16 protein-coding genes are annotated in these 15,115 nt (G+C 40.7%); 12 read left to right on the top strand and 4 right to left on the bottom strand.

Features of this window, described 5'->3' with window-relative positions:
• The first annotated feature begins 76 nt into the window (after positions 1–76).
• The 5 genes from CAL6303_RS14215 (at position 77) to mazF (ending at position 5,491) form a co-directional block, all read left to right on the top strand.
• Positions 77–943: a TetR/AcrR family transcriptional regulator gene (locus CAL6303_RS14215; RefSeq protein ID WP_015198498.1), complete on the top strand. Its 867-nt coding sequence runs from the start codon at positions 77–79 to the stop codon at positions 941–943.
• Positions 944–1,034: 91 nt separating this feature from the next.
• Positions 1,035–1,622, top strand: coding sequence for a Uma2 family endonuclease (locus CAL6303_RS14210; protein ID WP_015198497.1), 588 nt, complete (start codon positions 1,035–1,037; stop codon positions 1,620–1,622).
• Between the two features lie 206 nt (positions 1,623–1,828).
• Positions 1,829–4,417 (top strand): glycosyltransferase family 39 protein, encoded by a 2,589-nt coding sequence (locus CAL6303_RS14205; protein WP_015198496.1) that lies wholly within the window; start codon positions 1,829–1,831, stop codon positions 4,415–4,417.
• 490 nt (positions 4,418–4,907) lie between these two features.
• Positions 4,908–5,150 carry an AbrB/MazE/SpoVT family DNA-binding domain-containing protein gene (locus tag CAL6303_RS14200; protein WP_015198495.1) on the top strand — a complete coding sequence of 81 codons (243 nt, stop codon included), beginning with the start codon at positions 4,908–4,910 and terminating at the stop codon, positions 5,148–5,150.
• A complete protein-coding gene (mazF, locus tag CAL6303_RS14195; protein WP_015198494.1) occupies positions 5,144–5,491 on the top strand; it encodes an endoribonuclease MazF in 348 nt (115 codons plus the stop codon). The genes CAL6303_RS14200 and mazF overlap by 7 nt, the downstream gene beginning before the upstream one ends.
• Positions 5,492–5,619: 128 nt before the next feature.
• On the opposite strand, the gene CAL6303_RS14190 is transcribed toward mazF, so the two are convergent.
• Entirely contained in the window at positions 5,620–6,066 is a 447-nt protein-coding gene (locus CAL6303_RS14190) for a type II toxin-antitoxin system VapC family toxin (RefSeq protein ID WP_015198493.1), read from the bottom strand.
• Positions 6,063–6,314, bottom strand: a complete 252-nt coding sequence (locus CAL6303_RS14185) for a hypothetical protein (RefSeq protein ID WP_015198492.1) — start codon at positions 6,312–6,314, stop codon at positions 6,063–6,065. The genes CAL6303_RS14190 and CAL6303_RS14185 overlap by 4 nt, the downstream gene beginning before the upstream one ends.
• Before the next feature lie 113 nt (positions 6,315–6,427).
• Between CAL6303_RS14185 and CAL6303_RS14180 the strand changes: the two genes are divergently transcribed.
• From CAL6303_RS14180 to CAL6303_RS14150, 7 genes are all read left to right on the top strand, one after another.
• Entirely contained in the window at positions 6,428–6,979 is a 552-nt protein-coding gene (locus CAL6303_RS14180; protein WP_015198491.1) for a Ycf51 family protein, read from the top strand.
• 141 nt (positions 6,980–7,120) lie between these two features.
• A complete protein-coding gene (locus tag CAL6303_RS14175) occupies positions 7,121–8,311 on the top strand; it encodes an iron-containing alcohol dehydrogenase family protein (RefSeq protein ID WP_015198490.1) in 1,191 nt (396 codons plus the stop codon).
• Complete coding sequence (locus CAL6303_RS14170; RefSeq protein ID WP_015198489.1) at positions 8,308–9,492, top strand: aspartate aminotransferase; 1,185 nt, start codon at positions 8,308–8,310, stop codon at positions 9,490–9,492. Before CAL6303_RS14175 ends, CAL6303_RS14170 begins: the two co-directional genes overlap by 4 nt.
• Before the next feature lie 265 nt (positions 9,493–9,757).
• Complete coding sequence (locus tag CAL6303_RS14165) at positions 9,758–10,144, top strand: hypothetical protein (RefSeq protein WP_015198488.1); 387 nt, start codon at positions 9,758–9,760, stop codon at positions 10,142–10,144.
• Positions 10,145–10,269: 125 nt separating this feature from the next.
• A complete protein-coding gene (locus tag CAL6303_RS14160) occupies positions 10,270–12,987 on the top strand; it encodes a tetratricopeptide repeat protein (protein ID WP_015198487.1) in 2,718 nt (905 codons plus the stop codon).
• A 298-nt stretch (positions 12,988–13,285) separates the two neighbouring features.
• The gene (locus CAL6303_RS14155; RefSeq protein ID WP_015198486.1) at positions 13,286–13,702 is read left to right on the top strand and encodes a XisH family protein; all 417 of its coding nucleotides are present in this window, start codon (positions 13,286–13,288) and stop codon (positions 13,700–13,702) included.
• Positions 13,690–14,025, top strand: a complete 336-nt coding sequence (locus CAL6303_RS14150; RefSeq protein WP_015198485.1) for a XisI protein — start codon at positions 13,690–13,692, stop codon at positions 14,023–14,025. The genes CAL6303_RS14155 and CAL6303_RS14150 overlap by 13 nt, the downstream gene beginning before the upstream one ends.
• Positions 14,026–14,262: 237 nt before the next feature.
• Here CAL6303_RS14150 and CAL6303_RS14145 read toward each other — a convergent pair whose 3' ends face one another.
• Together CAL6303_RS14145 and CAL6303_RS14140 are read right to left on the bottom strand one after the other, a co-directional pair.
• Entirely contained in the window at positions 14,263–14,562 is a 300-nt protein-coding gene (locus tag CAL6303_RS14145) for a type II toxin-antitoxin system RelE/ParE family toxin (protein ID WP_015198484.1), read from the bottom strand.
• The gene (locus CAL6303_RS14140; protein ID WP_015198483.1) at positions 14,559–14,786 is read right to left on the bottom strand and encodes an addiction module protein; all 228 of its coding nucleotides are present in this window, start codon (positions 14,784–14,786) and stop codon (positions 14,559–14,561) included. The genes CAL6303_RS14145 and CAL6303_RS14140 overlap by 4 nt, the downstream gene beginning before the upstream one ends.
• Positions 14,787–15,115: the final 329 nt, after the last annotated feature.

Raw genomic sequence — 15,115 nt, 5'->3', positions numbered from 1 at the left:
TAAACAGTACAGTAAATTTTGTCAAGGTGTATATTGAAAATTTATGCAGCACAGAGAAGAGGAATAAATTGTAACTATGGCAAAACAACTAAAGAAACTAGATACGCGGCGACTTCCTCCACCACAGGCATCGCAAAATAAAATTGACGCTATCCTACAAGGAGCGATGGAGGAATTTTTGACCCATGGTTTTGCTGCAACCAGTATGGATAGAGTCACAGCAGCAGCAGGTGTATCAAAGGCAACTGTTTATAGCTATTTTCAAGATAAAGAAACGTTATTTATTGCTTTAATTGAGCGGTTAGTGGCAACTTGTGAGGATGTGCTGAATCCAGAAAATTCAGAAGTATTTGCGGGGGAACCTCGGGAAGTTTTGGCGAATTTGGCACATAATTTTTTAAATCACAAGGAGAAGAGTGTTAGTGATAAGCCAGAATTATTAGATTTAATGCGCTTAATGATTGCTGAATCGGGAAGGTTTCCGACGTTAGCACAGCATATGGTACGCAATCGAGATAAACAGTTTGTTCAAGTCGTTAGTCAGTATCTGCGATCGCGTCCAGAATTGCAACTAACAGATCCGGAAGCAACAACCAGGATATTTTTAGGGACTTTGATCCATTTTCTTATGGTTGAGTATATGCTTCAAGCTGGCGAAATTTTGCCAATGGAGCGAGGAAGGTTGATTGACTGCTTGGTTAATTTGATTACTTGTCAGCAAGCAACGGATGGGGAAAAGCATTCAGCAATTAAAGATAAATCCTCACGACGCAAGCGTTCTAGTTCCGGGAAGTTTGAACGGGATTATGCGGAACCAAAGCGTTTGAGATCGATTCGACTTACCGATACTGCTTGGGAAAATTTGGATAAAATAGCTCAAAATAATAACCTGACTCGTACAGAATTGATTGAACTTTTAGCACGGGGTGAGGAATTAGGCTAAGTTCATTTCTGTATATACATGGACAAAGGAAATATAGTTCAATGCTAAAATTATTTTGAATTGGCACCATTAATTACTAGAGGTGACAAAAATGGTACTACAAACAGAGAAACGTTCCTACACCACAGAAGAGTATTTGCAACTTGAGGAAAAAGCAGAATTTAGAAATGAATATATAAACGGGGAAATCAGACCAATGACTGGAGGAACTACCAATCATAATAAAATTGCTGGAAACTTTTACAAAAAATTTCCAGACAATATCAATGGTCAAGATTATGATACATATATCAATGATGTCAAACTTTGGATATCTCAATTTCAAATATATACATATCCCGACATCATAATTATTCAAGGTGAGCCTGTATATCAGGGAAGCAAGAAAATAACGGTTACAAATCCCCTAGTTATCATTGAAGTTTTATCAAACTCTACTAAAAATTATGATAAGGTAGACAAGTTTAAGTATTACCGTTCAATCCCCAGTTTCCAAGAATATATATTAATCGATCAGTATAGTTTTTCAATTGAACAATACAGTAAACAAGCTGAAGCACAATGGCTTTTCCAGGAATATGAAGGTGAAGATACTGTTTTGAAGTTAAATTCGGTTGATTTTCAAATTGCTTTGAAAGATATATATGCAAAAATAAATTTTGAAGATAGCGAAGAGTAAAGAAGTTTGGAAATTACTTTATAAAACCTTATCCATGTTGAAACCTGGAGTTTATTAGTTCTCAAATATGTCATTGCGTAGACGCGTAGCATAAGCCCGTAGGGCTGGCTATGCCTACTCACAATCTTGTCAGAAAACGAAGGTTTTCAAGCTAGACGAGGTTTCATACACCAGTTGCGTCAGTCCTAAAAGTATCACATAGGATGATGTGGTTATTTTTAACTTCGATTAGAGTAAAAGCTATTGATATTAAGTCGCTTTCCCTTCAAAAGGTGTTTGGTGTGATTCAGCGTTTCCCGAAAATTTTGACTAGTAACTGGGTAATTCTCAGCTTAATTTGGTTTGCGGGTGCGTTATGCGATCGCATTTGGTTTGAATTAGATAATTCTACACCAGGTTGGGATCAAGCTGACTACCTCACGGGGACGTTAAATTATCTACAAGCTCTCCAAACTCCACGCTGGGGTGATAATGAATGGTGGCGAAGTTTATGGTTGCTATCGTCGAAGATTCCCCCGTTAACTTATATTTTAGGGGCTTGGGTTCAAAATATTTTTGGGACTGGTGAAGATCAAGCAACTTTGGTAATGTTGCTATTTAGTGCGGTGTTATTAGCTTCAGTTTTTGGTTTGGGGAAGCTGTTATTTAACGAAACTGTAGGTTTAGTTGCAGCGGGATTATGCCAAATTTTACCAGGACTTTATCGATATCGTCTTGATTTCCTTCTCGATTATCCCTTAGCTGCGGCGGTAACTTTGAGTTTTTTTTGCTTGATATTGTGGGAAGAAAGGGAGAGAGGGAGAGAGGGGGGAAAACTATTTATAAATTGGATTTTTGCCGTAATTTTTGGTATTTCCCTGGGTTTAGCTTTATTACTGAAGCAAACTGCCATCATTTTTCTATTTACACCTATAGTTTGGATTGGTTTGGGGTGTTTGTGGAAACGCAAATGGATTAAATTACTCCAACTTATTACTGGTTTGTGGGTATCTAGCTGGATATTTGGTGGTTGGTATCGCACCAACTGGTTAACTGTGTTGACATCGGGAAAAAGGGCAACAATTGATTCAGCGATCGCAGAAGGTGACGCGCCCTTGAATACAATAGAAGCATGGACTTTTTATTGGCAGCAATTACCGCATCAAGTTAGTTTGCCTTTATTGTTAATTCCAATTTCGGTGCTACTGCTATTTTGGGGACGTAGAGGAATATCAAAAGCATATATAAAAAGATTAGAACAAAGATTTAAATCACTTCAGTTACCAATAGTTTTCCTAGTTGGTGCCTATTTTTTATCATCTCTAAATGTGAATAAGGATGATCGTTACGCAATACCTTATTTACCTGTACTATCAGTATTTTTAGCATACGCTTTAACTCGAAGTCAAAGCTTACTGGGAAAGCGAATACGCTGGGGTACCTTGGTTGTAGGGATTTTGCTGATGTTATTTAACTTATTTCCCGTAGGTGGTGGAATTGGCAATGTATTAACGCAGACATTAAGCCCAAAAATTCAACATCATCCTGAGTTCAAAGCTGAATTACCACACCGAGAAATTATTCAGCAAATTACTCGCACTCAGCCATACTTACGTTCAACTTTGGGGGTTTTGCCTTCAACTTTGGAATTTAACCAACATAATCTCAATTATTATGGTGCTTTAGAATCCTTCCGAGTATATGGCAGGCAAGTAGGAGTCAAAGAAAACTATATCAAACAAGATATGCGATCGCTTTCTTGGTTTGTTACGAAAACAGGACAACAAGGTTCAGTTCCCGATTCCCAAGCTAAAATTGCCAGATTACTGGAAAAATCACCAGATTTCCAAATTAATCGCACTTGGAAGTTAGAAAATGGTGACAGCATCAAACTCTATCAACAAAAAGTACCTCCGGTAGAGGTTGCTGTGGTGGAAGTTCCAGCAAACCCGAAAATTTCCCTTTCCCAAATAGATATCCCGGCAACAACTCCCCCAGGTGTGGCAATTCCTGTAACTTATACTTGGATAGGTAATTTTGAAGAGTTGAAAAACGGCTTAGTTTTACTCACTTGGGAATCCCCGACATCGAAAAAATCTGGAGAATATATTATCCATGACCATAATATTGGATTTGGGAATTTAACCCAAGGCATTAAAATCCCTCCTTCCCAAAGTTTCCAAGTTAAAGAGCATACAGCGATGTTTGCACCTGCACAGGTGCAACCAGGAAATTACAACTTAGTGGCAACTTACTTGAACCGGATTTCTGGGGAAAGTTACCAAATAAATGTCCCAAATACAACTTTGACAATAGATTCTACTGCAACCCCCACCCCTGCACCCGAACTAGATTTAGCAACCCAATTTCGCCAACTAGCAGCAACTTTACCCCAAGGAATCACAGCAATCGATCAAATATTTGCGGAGATAGGCAGAATAAACCAGTATGATCCTACCCAAGACTATCTTGTTCCCACCAGATTAGCAGCCCAATACCGCTTACAGAAATTTGGCGACGATAAAAACTTAGCCTACACAGTGGCATTCACCAACATTTTACAGCGTCGAGTAGAAGAAGCGATCGCATCCCTCACCAAAGTCACTAAAATCGATGCTGAAAATCCCAACTCCTGGGCATATTTAGCATTTGTCCAACTATACAACTTTCAGCCCCATGCCGCCGAAAAGTCACTTCAACCAGCTTTGGCAAAAAATCCGAATCAAAAGGAAATTAAAGCTTTATCAGGTGTTGCAGCTTTAATGCAGGGAAATTTAGTTAAAGCATGGCAAGACTTAGATGGTGTGAGGCAATAGGGAAAGGGCTTAAAAACAAGTAATACAGCAGTTTTCACCTATTTGAACCACATCAACCGTAGGGGTAAAGCGCATTACTCATACGTGTCAACTAAACGCGAAACTCATAGTCAGACTGGGAATTCATTCCCAGTCTAATCGCAAAAGTCATCTTTTACACGAAGTGTTCCCGAAGGGTAGATGACTAAATATCCCTCAAAATTCTTAGTCTGCTTTAGTAGACTTGAACTATTAGCCTTGGAATTCATTCCAAGGTGGGTGACAAAGCTATGAAAGAAGCTATCTCTAGCTTAAGTTGACACCAATGAGTATTGCTAAACCCTTACAACGTGGTCTATTTACCTGAAAATAGCTGTAAATTTCAGTTCTCTTTGCTCTGAATAATTGTCAAGCTTTTGCCAAGTCGCTACAATGTAGATACTCTGTATATACATCTCACCAAGAGATCAAATTACAGTGGTCTAATTAACCTAAAGGTAAGGTTTAACCTATGGTTGCGACAGTTGCAAAGTGGGGAAATAGTCTAGCCATTCGACTTCCCCAGCACTTAGCTAAAGAAATCCAGTTAACAGAAGGCGTTGAGGTTGATCTTGTGGTGATCGATGGCAATCTAGTCATCAAACCTAGAATCAGAAAGCGGTACTCCCTAGATGAACTGATTTCGGAAATCACGCCAGAAAATCTCCATACTGAGGTTGAGAGTGGGATTGCTATGGGGAATGAAGCTTGGTAACACCATCAAATCCTTATATCCCAGACCGGGGAGATATCGTCTATCTGGATTTTAATCCAACCAAAAGTCGTGAACAAAGGGGGCATCGCCCTGCTTTTGTGCTTTCACCTCGTAGTTACAACGCAAAAAGTTCTCTGGCACTGTTTATGCCCATCACTAAACAGCAGAAAGGATATCCCTTTGAAGTTATTTTGCCGTCTGAGTTGCAGATTCAAGGTGTGATTCTTGCCGATCAAATCAAGTGTTTGGACTGGAAAGTCCGTGACGTTCAGTTTGTTGAATTGGTTTCAAAAGATATCGTTGAGGAAGTGCAGGCAAAAATTGAACCGTTAATTTTGTAGTAATTCTTTCAAAGATAGACTCATAATTCCAATTGAATTTTGGGATTCAGAATAAATACCTGGGACTTTGAGTCTCCTTAACACTTCTTTTCAGTTGGTATCTTTTGGCGGAAATCCCGATTGTATACTCATATCTCCAATTCCCCCAAAACTAAAGCTTGTATTTCTGTAACTCGTTTCAAAGCTGCATCGTTAGTCAAAAAACAATCACATCCTGTTCTAATTGCTACAGCTATCTGTAGCGCATCTGGTAATTTCAACCCATAGCTCACCCTTAATTCAGCCGCTTGTCTACCGACAGTTTCATCAATATTTACCGTTTCGATTTCTTTAGTATTTGTCAAAAAATTGATGAAGCTTTGCTGTACTTCAGGATTCTTCAATCTCACAGGCATTACTAAACACTCTGCAAGCGTTACAGGAGAAACAATTGCTTTGATACTTCTTAATAGCAAGCCCTGAAAAAAGGCATCAACTACCGTAAAAAAGCTTGTTGAACCTTCGATATAATAAATTACAGGTGCTGTATCGATAAAGACCTGAGAAATTGTTTCTAAAGCTATCTCAACTTTCATAAACCTTCTCTCAATTTATTCTCCCGCTCTTCCCACTCACCTCGAAGGCTATTAACATACTCAGTAGCATCTATTTCATTTAGCAAATTCTTGGCAACACCTCGAAACTCGGTAATAGTATGCTTGTTTTCTAACGATGGTGAATTGTTGCTTCTTAATCCATCAGCAATGCAACTAATCAACTCTAATTGTTCTTCTTTGGTTAATTGTCCTGCTTGCTTTAGTAATTCTTTCAAAGATAGACTCATAATTCCAATTGAATTTTGCGATTCAGAATAAATACCTGGGACTTTGAGCGCCCAATCCCAGTAAAATGATCCTACAGTGTCATGCCAAACTTAGAGATCGTTAGTAAATTCCTATGCCCACACCAACTGATTTTCTGCAATATACCCAATGGTCGGGTATTGCAACCTTAGCATTTGCCGTCCTCCTGGGTTTGGGTTTTGTCCTTAAATGGGGAATTCGCTTCCGGTTGGTAGGTGCAACAGGCTTCATGATAGTTTTAACAGCTGGTTTATTTGCCTTATCGTTAGCACCGTTGAGTCGTGCGGTTATTCCCGGTGCAAAGCGCTACACCAGAGTTTATGACAATGGGGCAACACAAACTGTAATTGCTATTTCCCCAAAAATTACCCCCGTGGAATTAGATGCAACTCTCCGTCAAGCAGCTAGTGATTTCTACTCCTATGGACGCATGGCAATGGGTGATACTCAACTAACAATTCGCGCGCGAACTGTGGTACATCCAGAAAAAGGCGTTTCTACACCTTTATTCCTCGGAGAACTTAAGCGATCGCTTACTGACCGAAACGATAGCACAATGGTAGTAAATGTCTATCAAGATAAGTTTACCCAATTACCCAAAGATGCAGAACAGAAACCTGGTGTGTATGCAGATGAAAACAGCTAACAGGGAATAGGGAATAGGAAACATGTAGAGACGTAAAATTTTACGTCTCTCTACCAGGGTTTGAAAATCTCAACGAAAAGCCCTAATTATTCTTAATTTTATAAAATATACATAAATGTTACAATTTAAAGAGTTAGTTATATGAGTATTAAATCTTTAACAGGAAAGTTGTCTACTCAAACTTCAGATCCTTTATATTTTCTTAGTGTTGCACCTGCAAGGGTTATCCGTGGTTCCCAGGTGTTACAACAAGCTGCTGATGAAATCGCTAGATTGGGAAAACGCCCTCTAGTGATTGCTGGCGAAAACACATTCAACAAAACCAAATCCCAGTTACAACCGCTATTTAAAAGCAATACCCTAGAAGTTGCCAAAGCTTTTTATAGCCCAGATTGTAGCGAAGTCAGTTTAGAAACCCTGCGTCAAGCAGCCGAGGAACACAATGCTGATGTGATTGTTGGTGTCGGTGGTGGAAAAGCCTTAGATACATCCAAATTAATCGCCCATCAACTGCATCTACCTGTGGTGACAATTCCCACCTCAGCCGCAACATGTGCAGCTTGGACAGCTTTATCTAACGTATATTCTGATGCCGGGGCATTTCTCTACGATGTCAGTTTAGCCCGTTGTCCCGACTTACTAATTCTGGATTACGACTTAGTAAAAACAGCCCCCCAACGGACTTTAGTGGCTGGAATTGGAGATGCGATCGCTAAATGGTACGAAGCCTCTGTTAGTAGTGGAGATTCGGAACAAACTTTAATTATTGCGGCAGTGCAACAAGCCAGGGTGTTACGAGATATCCTATTCCAAAAATCAGCCGCAGCCCTCCAAGAACCTGGTGGTGATGCTTGGCGCGAAGTGGTTGACGCATCAGTACTCCTTGCCGGGGTAATTGGTGGACTTGGTGGTGCCCAATGCCGCACAGTTGCCGCCCATGCAGTGCATAATGGACTAACGCATATTTGCGGACATGGCAGTATCCATGGTGAAAAAGTCGCCTTCGGTATCTTAGTCCAACTCCGCTTAGAAGAAATGCTGCAAAACAATCAACTAGCAGCTACCTCACGCCAACAACTGCTCAAATTCTACAGCGAGATTGGCTTACCACGGAACCTAGAAGAACTAGGACTCGCTGAAGTCACCATCAAACAACTTCAACAAGCTGTCGAAATCGCCCTAGAAGAAAAATCAGACATCCATCGACTACCATTCAAAGTCTCCCCAGAACAACTTTTGGCAGCCATGGTGTCAACTACCGCCCCCACAGATGCTAAAGATTCAATAAATCGTCTTCCAGTCAGGGTAATAAATCAAGAGGTGGAACTATGAGTTTAGATTGGATTACCCCTGCTGAACGCATTAAGAAGTTACCAGCATATCCCTTTGCTAGGTTGGATGAACTCAAGGCAAAAGCCAGAGAACAGGGATTAGATTTGATTGATTTAGGGATGGGAAACCCCGATGGTGCCACACCCCAACCTGTAATTGATGCCGCAATTGAAGCCCTAAAAAATCCCGCAAACCACGGTTATCCCCCCTTTGAAGGCACCGCCAACTTTCGGCGCGCCATCACCAACTGGTACCATCGCCGTTATGGTGTCACCCTTAACCCAGATAGCGAAGCTTTACCATTATTGGGTTCCAAAGAAGGCTTAGGGCATTTGGCACTAGCATACATCAACCCCGGTGATTTAGTCCTCGTACCTTCCCCATCCTACCCCGTTCACTTCCGGGGACCCCTCATCGCTGGCGGCAACGTCTACAGTTTAATCCTCAAACCAGAAAACAACTGGTTAATCGATTTAGCCGCAATTCCCGAAGAAGTCGCCGAAAAAGCCAAAATTCTCTACTTCAATTATCCCAGTAACCCCACAGCCGCCACAGCCCCCCGTGAATTCTTCGAGGAAATCGTTGCCTTTGCCCGCAAACATGAAATCCTCTTAGTACATGACTTGTGCTACGCCGAATTAGCCTTTGATGGTTATCAACCCACCAGCTTATTAGAAATCCCCGGTGCCAAAGATATCGGTGTCGAATTTCACACCATGTCCAAAACCTATAATATGGCAGGTTGGCGCGTCGGCTTTGTGGTGGGTAATCGCCATGTGATTCAGGGATTGCGAACCTTGAAAACCAACCTTGATTATGGCATCTTCGCCGCCCTCCAATCAGCCGCCGAAACAGCCCTCCAACTTCCCGATAGTTACCTCCAGGAGGTGCAAAATCGATACAGCACCCGCCGTGATTTCCTCATCAAAGGATTAGCCGAATTGGGCTGGAATATTCCTAAAACCCAAGCGACAATGTACGCCTGGGTTCCCTGCCCAACCGGACAGTCATCTACAGATTTTGCATTGGATGTATTACAAAATACTGGTGTTGTGGTGACACCCGGAAACGCCTTTGGTTCAGGTGGAGAAGGGTACGTGAGAATAAGCTTAATTGCAGAATGCGATCGCTTGGGTGAAGCGTTGGCTAGATTGAAAAAAGCTGGAATTCGTTTTACTTAAATTTGGTTATGGTTACGAACAAAAAGCTCCTCCACTTCTCGAAGAAATTGGGGAGCTTATACCAATTTGAAAACACCATTGCGACAGATAGATATTTGTAGAGACGTAGCAGTGCTACGTCTCTACCGTTGGATGTGCTGCAATCATTATTTGAATTGGTATGTATTATCGTTCAAATATATTAAAAAACTATCACAAAATTCAGGAATTTCCCTGAGCTTTGTGTATAAATAATTTTGTAGATCAAAGTACGATCTGATTATTTATGGAACCTTTAAGCACTGCTGCGATAGCCATTGGGACTGTCATTGCCACCAAGGTTTTAGAAAAAACAGGCGAAAACTTGGGTGAGGCTTTATGGGATAAAACTGGTAAATTTCTTGTAACACTGAAAAAACACGCTCCCTACACTGTAACTGCCATTGAGCAAGCCCCAAAACAGCCCCTTGATTACGATAAAGCTGTATTAGAGGTAGAATCTGCCGCTAAAGCTAATCCGGAAGTTAATCAAGCAATGGAGGATGTAGCAGCAGCAGCTAAAGCTGAAACTAATCCCAAAGTTGTCCAGGTTTTGAATGAAAATTGGCAAGGAATAAGTATTAAAGGTGGAATAAATACCATTCAATATAATAATTTTAACTTTGGTAAATAACATAGCATTTTCCACTCTGGATATTAGAACCCCACCCTAACCCTCCCCGCTTGCGAGGAGGGGACTATCAGATTAATAAGAAAAGCTATAAATGGTATTTTTATCTTTAAAAGTATATTAAAAAAATGATTAATGAAAATTGGCAAGGGATAAATGCTAAAGGTGGAATTAACGTAATTAAAGATAATACATTTAACTTTAATTCACCAGAAAAACCCGCAACTGCTGTTAATTATATTCCCTATCCTGGTGTTTCCCATTTCGTTGGACGCAGTGAGGAATTAAAATTAATTCACGAAAAATTATATCGAGAAAATAACACCGTGGCGATTTCTGCGGTGTCGGGGATGGGTGGAATCGGGAAGACGGAATTGGCGGTAAAATATGCGCGGGAATATGGTCAATATTATCCCGGTGGGGTTTGTTGGTTAAATACCAGAGATGCCAATATAGCTCAGGGAATTATTCAATTTGTCCAGCTACAAATGGGTTTGGAAGTTCGTCAGCAGGATTTTCAAGGAAATCCACTGACGTTGATTCAACAAGTAGCTTGGTGCTGGCAAAATTGGCAACCTTCAGAGGGTTTGGTGTTGGTTGTATTGGATGATGTGATGAATTTGCAGGGGTTTGATGAGTTAATTCCCACAAATAACCGCTTCCGGATTTTGCTGACAACGAGATTGCGAGATATCGACGCGAATGTTGAGGAAATTCCCCTCGATGTGTTGTCACCGGAGGAAGGATTACAACTTTTAATTAATATTATTGGGGAAAAGCGAGTCAATAAACCATCCCGTCATTCCAAGGATGAACGACGACGCAATTTCAATGACTCGTTGGAAAACAGAGATACTGAGATTGCTTCCTTGCGTCGCAATGACGGAGATGCTCAAGAATTATGTAAATGGTTGGGATATTTACCTTTAGGAATCGAATTAGTGGGACGGTACATCAAGAAAAAACCGCCCCATTTCACATTAGGGAAAATGCTGGAATTGTTGCAACAGCAGCGACTGGAACAGGAAGCGATTAATCTTCAGCAAAAAGGATTGAGTACCGCACAACGGGGGGTTTTAGCTGCATTTGAATTAAGCTGGGTGGAATTGAGTTCAGAAACACAAAAAATCGCCGGGTTATTGAGTTTATTTGCAGCAGATATTTTTGTGTGGGAATGGGTAGAAACGATGACTCAATCTCTGAATTGGGATGAATCGGATGTGGAGACAGCAAATGAGCAACTTTACCAACGTCATTTGGTGCAATGTTTAGAAGCAGATGATTTATATGGTTATAAGATTCATCCCTTAATTCGAGAATTTTTGAAAGACAAATTAACCGCAGATGGGGAAAGCAAGGAAATTAAACAAGCATTTACCAACACCTTTATGGAAATTGCTCAAACCATTCCCCAATCACCAACTTTAGAATTTATCAACTCAGTTAAAACAGCCATTCCCCACTTAACAGAAATCGCCGAAAACTTAACCGATGCAGTCAGCGATGAAAATTTATATTGGGCTTTTACTGGTTTAGCTTTGTATTACAATGGACAGGGTTTATATGGATTAGCAGAACCTTGGTATCAAGGATGCGTATCCGCATTAAAATCCCGCTTGGGAGAAAATCATCCCGACGTTGCAACCAGTTTGAACAATTTAGCTCAACTCTACGATTCTCAGGTAAGGTACGAGGAAGCAGAACCTATGTACCTCCAAGCTTTGGAGTTATATAAACAGCTACTGGGAGAAAATCATCCCGACGTTGCAACCAGTTTGAACAATTTAGCCGCACTCTACGATTCTCAGGGAAGGTACGAAGCAGCAGAACCACTTTACATCCAAGCTTTGGAGTTATATAAACAGATGCTGGGAGAAAATCATCCCTCCACTGCAACCAGTTTGAATAATTTAGCTGCACTCTACCGTTCCCAGGGAAGGTACGAAGCAGCAGAACCACTTTACATCCAAGCTTTGGAGTTAAGAAAACAGCTACTGGGAGAAAATCATCCCCACGTTGCACAAAGTTTGAATAATTTAGCTGCACTCTACCGTTCCCAGGGAAGGTACGAAGCAGCAGAACCACTTTACATCCAAGCTTTGGAGTTAAGAAAACAGCTACTGGGAGAAAATCATCCCCACGTTGCACAAAGTTTGAACAATTTAGCTAGTCTCTACCGTTCCCAGGGAAGGTACGAAGCAGCAGAACCTATGTGCCTCCAAGCATTGGAGTTATATAAACAGCTACTGGGAGAAAATCATCCCCACGTTGCAACCAGTTTGAGCGGTTTAGCTGTACTCTACGTTTCCCAGGGAAGGTACGAAGCAGCAGAACCTATGTGCCTCCAAGCTTTTGAGTTATATAAACAGCTACTGGGAGAAAATCATCCCGACGTTGCAACCAGTTTGAACAATTTAGCTAATCTCTACTATTCCCAGGGAAGGTACGAAGCAGCAGAACCTCTTTTAATCGAAGCATTGGAGTTATATAAACAACTACTGGGAGAAAATCATCCCAACGTTGCAACCAGTTTGGACAATTTAGCTTTACTCTACGTTTCCCAGGGAAGGTACGAAGCAGCAGAACCTATGTGCCTCCAAGCTTTTGAGTTATATAAACAGCTACTGGGAGAAAATCATCCCGACGTTGCAACCAGTTTGAACAATTTAGCTAATCTCTACTATTCCCAGGGAAGGTACGAAGACGCAGAACCTATGCACATCCAAGCATTAAAAATATGCGAACAAAGTTTAGGTGTTGCTCATCCAAATACCATGACGGTTCGAGGTAATTACGCTGCTTGCTTAAGGGAAATGTCTCAAAGAAAAGATAATTATCAGTTTTGAGCGAGTAATTGATTATTGGATTGCAAGGTTTTGCTGGTGTATTGCGAAAACCTTGGGATTGCTTCGTTCCTCGCAATGACAGAGGGAGTTTTTAGTAGGTTTGTTGGGGAATGCGATCCGTCAAAGTATATAAGGGACTTCCAAATAAAAAAATACCCAAATTATTTCTTGTGGGATGGGCTTCCAGCCCGTCCTTATATTGAGCGGGCTAGAAGCCCACTCCACAAAATTGGAGAAATTATTTCTTGGAAGTCCCTAATATGGGAAATATCATATCCAAGAATCATATTTTTTCACTGTGTCTGCAAAAGATATTTTCCATGAATCAGTTAAAAAAGCTTTGCAAAAAGAACAATGGATAATTACTAGCGATCCATTAAAATTTAAATTTGGAGAAGTCAACTTTCAAATTGATTTAGGTGCAGAAAAAATAATTGCCGCAGAAAAAGAAAATCAAAAGATAGCAATTGAAATCAAAAGCTTTTTAAACCCCTCCGCAATTACAGATTTTTACTCCGCTTTGGGACAATTCCTGAGTTACCGTCTAGCATTAGCAGGTTACGAACCAGAGCGATTATTATACTTAGCAGTTCCATTTGATACGTACAAAACATTTTTTCAGCTTGAATTTACGAAAACTGCGATAAAACAGTATCAGGTACTATTAATTGTTTACAATCCAATAGATGAGGTGATTGTACAGTGGATAAACTAACAAAATATCAAGAGTATGTTACAAAACTTTTGACGAACTATGCCAGTGATGATATATCAGATAACGATGTCGAGGTTCAACTCATTTTAGACACAGAACGTAATCATTATCAATGGATGAATGTCGGTTGGCAAGGATTGAATCGTATTTATCGATGCGTGATGCATTTTGATATTAAGGATGGCAAAATCTGGCTACAACAGAATTTAACCGATCGCAATCCCGCAGAGGAGTTAGTAGTGATGGGAGTACCACCAGAGGATATTGTCTTGGGTTTGCAAGCTCCATACAAGCGTCAATATACTGATTACGGTGTCGCTTAATATTCAGGCGATCGCTTTGACTCGTTGGTGTTGAAGATATCGAGATTGCTTCGTTCCAAGTCCTTTGGACACGCTTGGCGTTTCTTGTATGCCGTTAGGCTTTACGCAATGACGGAGGGAGTTTTTAGTAGGTTTGAGTGGAAGTGGGATCGCAATGGCTGTAAATATTTTGTCCAGGTACTGAATTCTTGGTTTTGGAGCTTTAAAAGGTGGTTTTTCGGGTGATATTTGTAGAATTCAAGTACTTCTATTTTGCCATGCTTTCGGGTCACGTTTAATGTGAAAGCAAGCAATTATAGTAATAACATCTTCTTCCACTACATACATCACCCCATAAGGAAATCGACGTATTAATACTCGTCGCACTTCCTGGTACACTTTGGGGTAGGCAAAAGGATTGCGTCCGATTAGCGCCAAACAGCCATCGATAGCACGGACAAACTCTGAACCTAACCCGGAACTACTTTCTTCGTACCATTTAAAAGCATCTTCGATATCAAATTCCGCTTCTGGGCTAATAATTAGCTGATAACTCATTTATCAAAACCCAATCGCTGCTTAACCTCTTCCCAAGTGGAACCCTGTTGCGGATTTTGACGATGTAATTCTAAACGTCTATCTAATTCTTGTTTTTGACCTTCACTTAAGGGAAATTCCGAAGCATCAGATTCCAGCAAAATACTATCCCATAAATCCTCAGCTAGTTGTATACGTTCAGATACACTTAATTCGGAAATATCAACCTTTAATATAGGGTGCATACTTGTTTAAATTTACTGTTTATTCACAATTGTAAATCAACGTCTATCGCAGTGAAGGTTTTTGGTGTTTGGGGTTGAGATCCGTACAGCCCTTTGGGCATGAAAACAGCGTAGCTGAACGTATAGCCATTTGGGCATTAAAGAAAGGCTCCCAGCCGCTCCGGAGGAGCTAGTTCTAGCTTGCGTGACGTAAATCGTTCGCTCGTTGGAAGTGATAAACCTTGAGATTGCTTCGTTCCAAGTCCTTCGGACACGCTTGGCGTTTCTTGTATGCCGTTAGGCTTTACGCAATGACGGTTAACCGTAACCTTACTCACACAGGTTTCTGG

Origin of the sequence: Calothrix sp. PCC 6303 (assembly GCF_000317435.1) — a bacterium.
Classification (GTDB): Bacteria; Cyanobacteriota; Cyanobacteriia; order Cyanobacteriales; family Nostocaceae; genus PCC-6303.
Note: the sequence above shows the minus strand (reverse complement) of the source record. Positions and strands in the feature narration are given on the sequence as shown.

Coding starts and splice junctions, on each gene's coding strand:
- CAL6303_RS14215 (WP_015198498.1), top strand. CDS start 77: ATGGCAAAACAACTAAAGAAACTAGATACGCGGCGACTTCCTCCACCA.
- CAL6303_RS14210 (WP_015198497.1), top strand. CDS start 1,035: ATGGTACTACAAACAGAGAAACGTTCCTACACCACAGAAGAGTATTTG.
- CAL6303_RS14205 (WP_015198496.1), top strand. CDS start 1,829: ATGTGGTTATTTTTAACTTCGATTAGAGTAAAAGCTATTGATATTAAG.
- CAL6303_RS14200 (WP_015198495.1), top strand. CDS start 4,908: ATGGTTGCGACAGTTGCAAAGTGGGGAAATAGTCTAGCCATTCGACTT.
- CAL6303_RS14190 (WP_015198493.1), bottom strand. CDS start 6,066: ATGAAAGTTGAGATAGCTTTAGAAACAATTTCTCAGGTCTTTATCGAT.
- CAL6303_RS14185 (WP_015198492.1), bottom strand. CDS start 6,314: ATGAGTCTATCTTTGAAAGAATTACTAAAGCAAGCAGGACAATTAACC.
- CAL6303_RS14180 (WP_015198491.1), top strand. CDS start 6,428: ATGCCCACACCAACTGATTTTCTGCAATATACCCAATGGTCGGGTATT.
- CAL6303_RS14175 (WP_015198490.1), top strand. CDS start 7,121: ATGAGTATTAAATCTTTAACAGGAAAGTTGTCTACTCAAACTTCAGAT.
- CAL6303_RS14170 (WP_015198489.1), top strand. CDS start 8,308: ATGAGTTTAGATTGGATTACCCCTGCTGAACGCATTAAGAAGTTACCA.
- CAL6303_RS14165 (WP_015198488.1), top strand. CDS start 9,758: ATGGAACCTTTAAGCACTGCTGCGATAGCCATTGGGACTGTCATTGCC.
- CAL6303_RS14160 (WP_015198487.1), top strand. CDS start 10,270: ATGATTAATGAAAATTGGCAAGGGATAAATGCTAAAGGTGGAATTAAC.
- CAL6303_RS14145 (WP_015198484.1), bottom strand. CDS start 14,562: ATGAGTTATCAGCTAATTATTAGCCCAGAAGCGGAATTTGATATCGAA.
- CAL6303_RS14140 (WP_015198483.1), bottom strand. CDS start 14,786: ATGCACCCTATATTAAAGGTTGATATTTCCGAATTAAGTGTATCTGAA.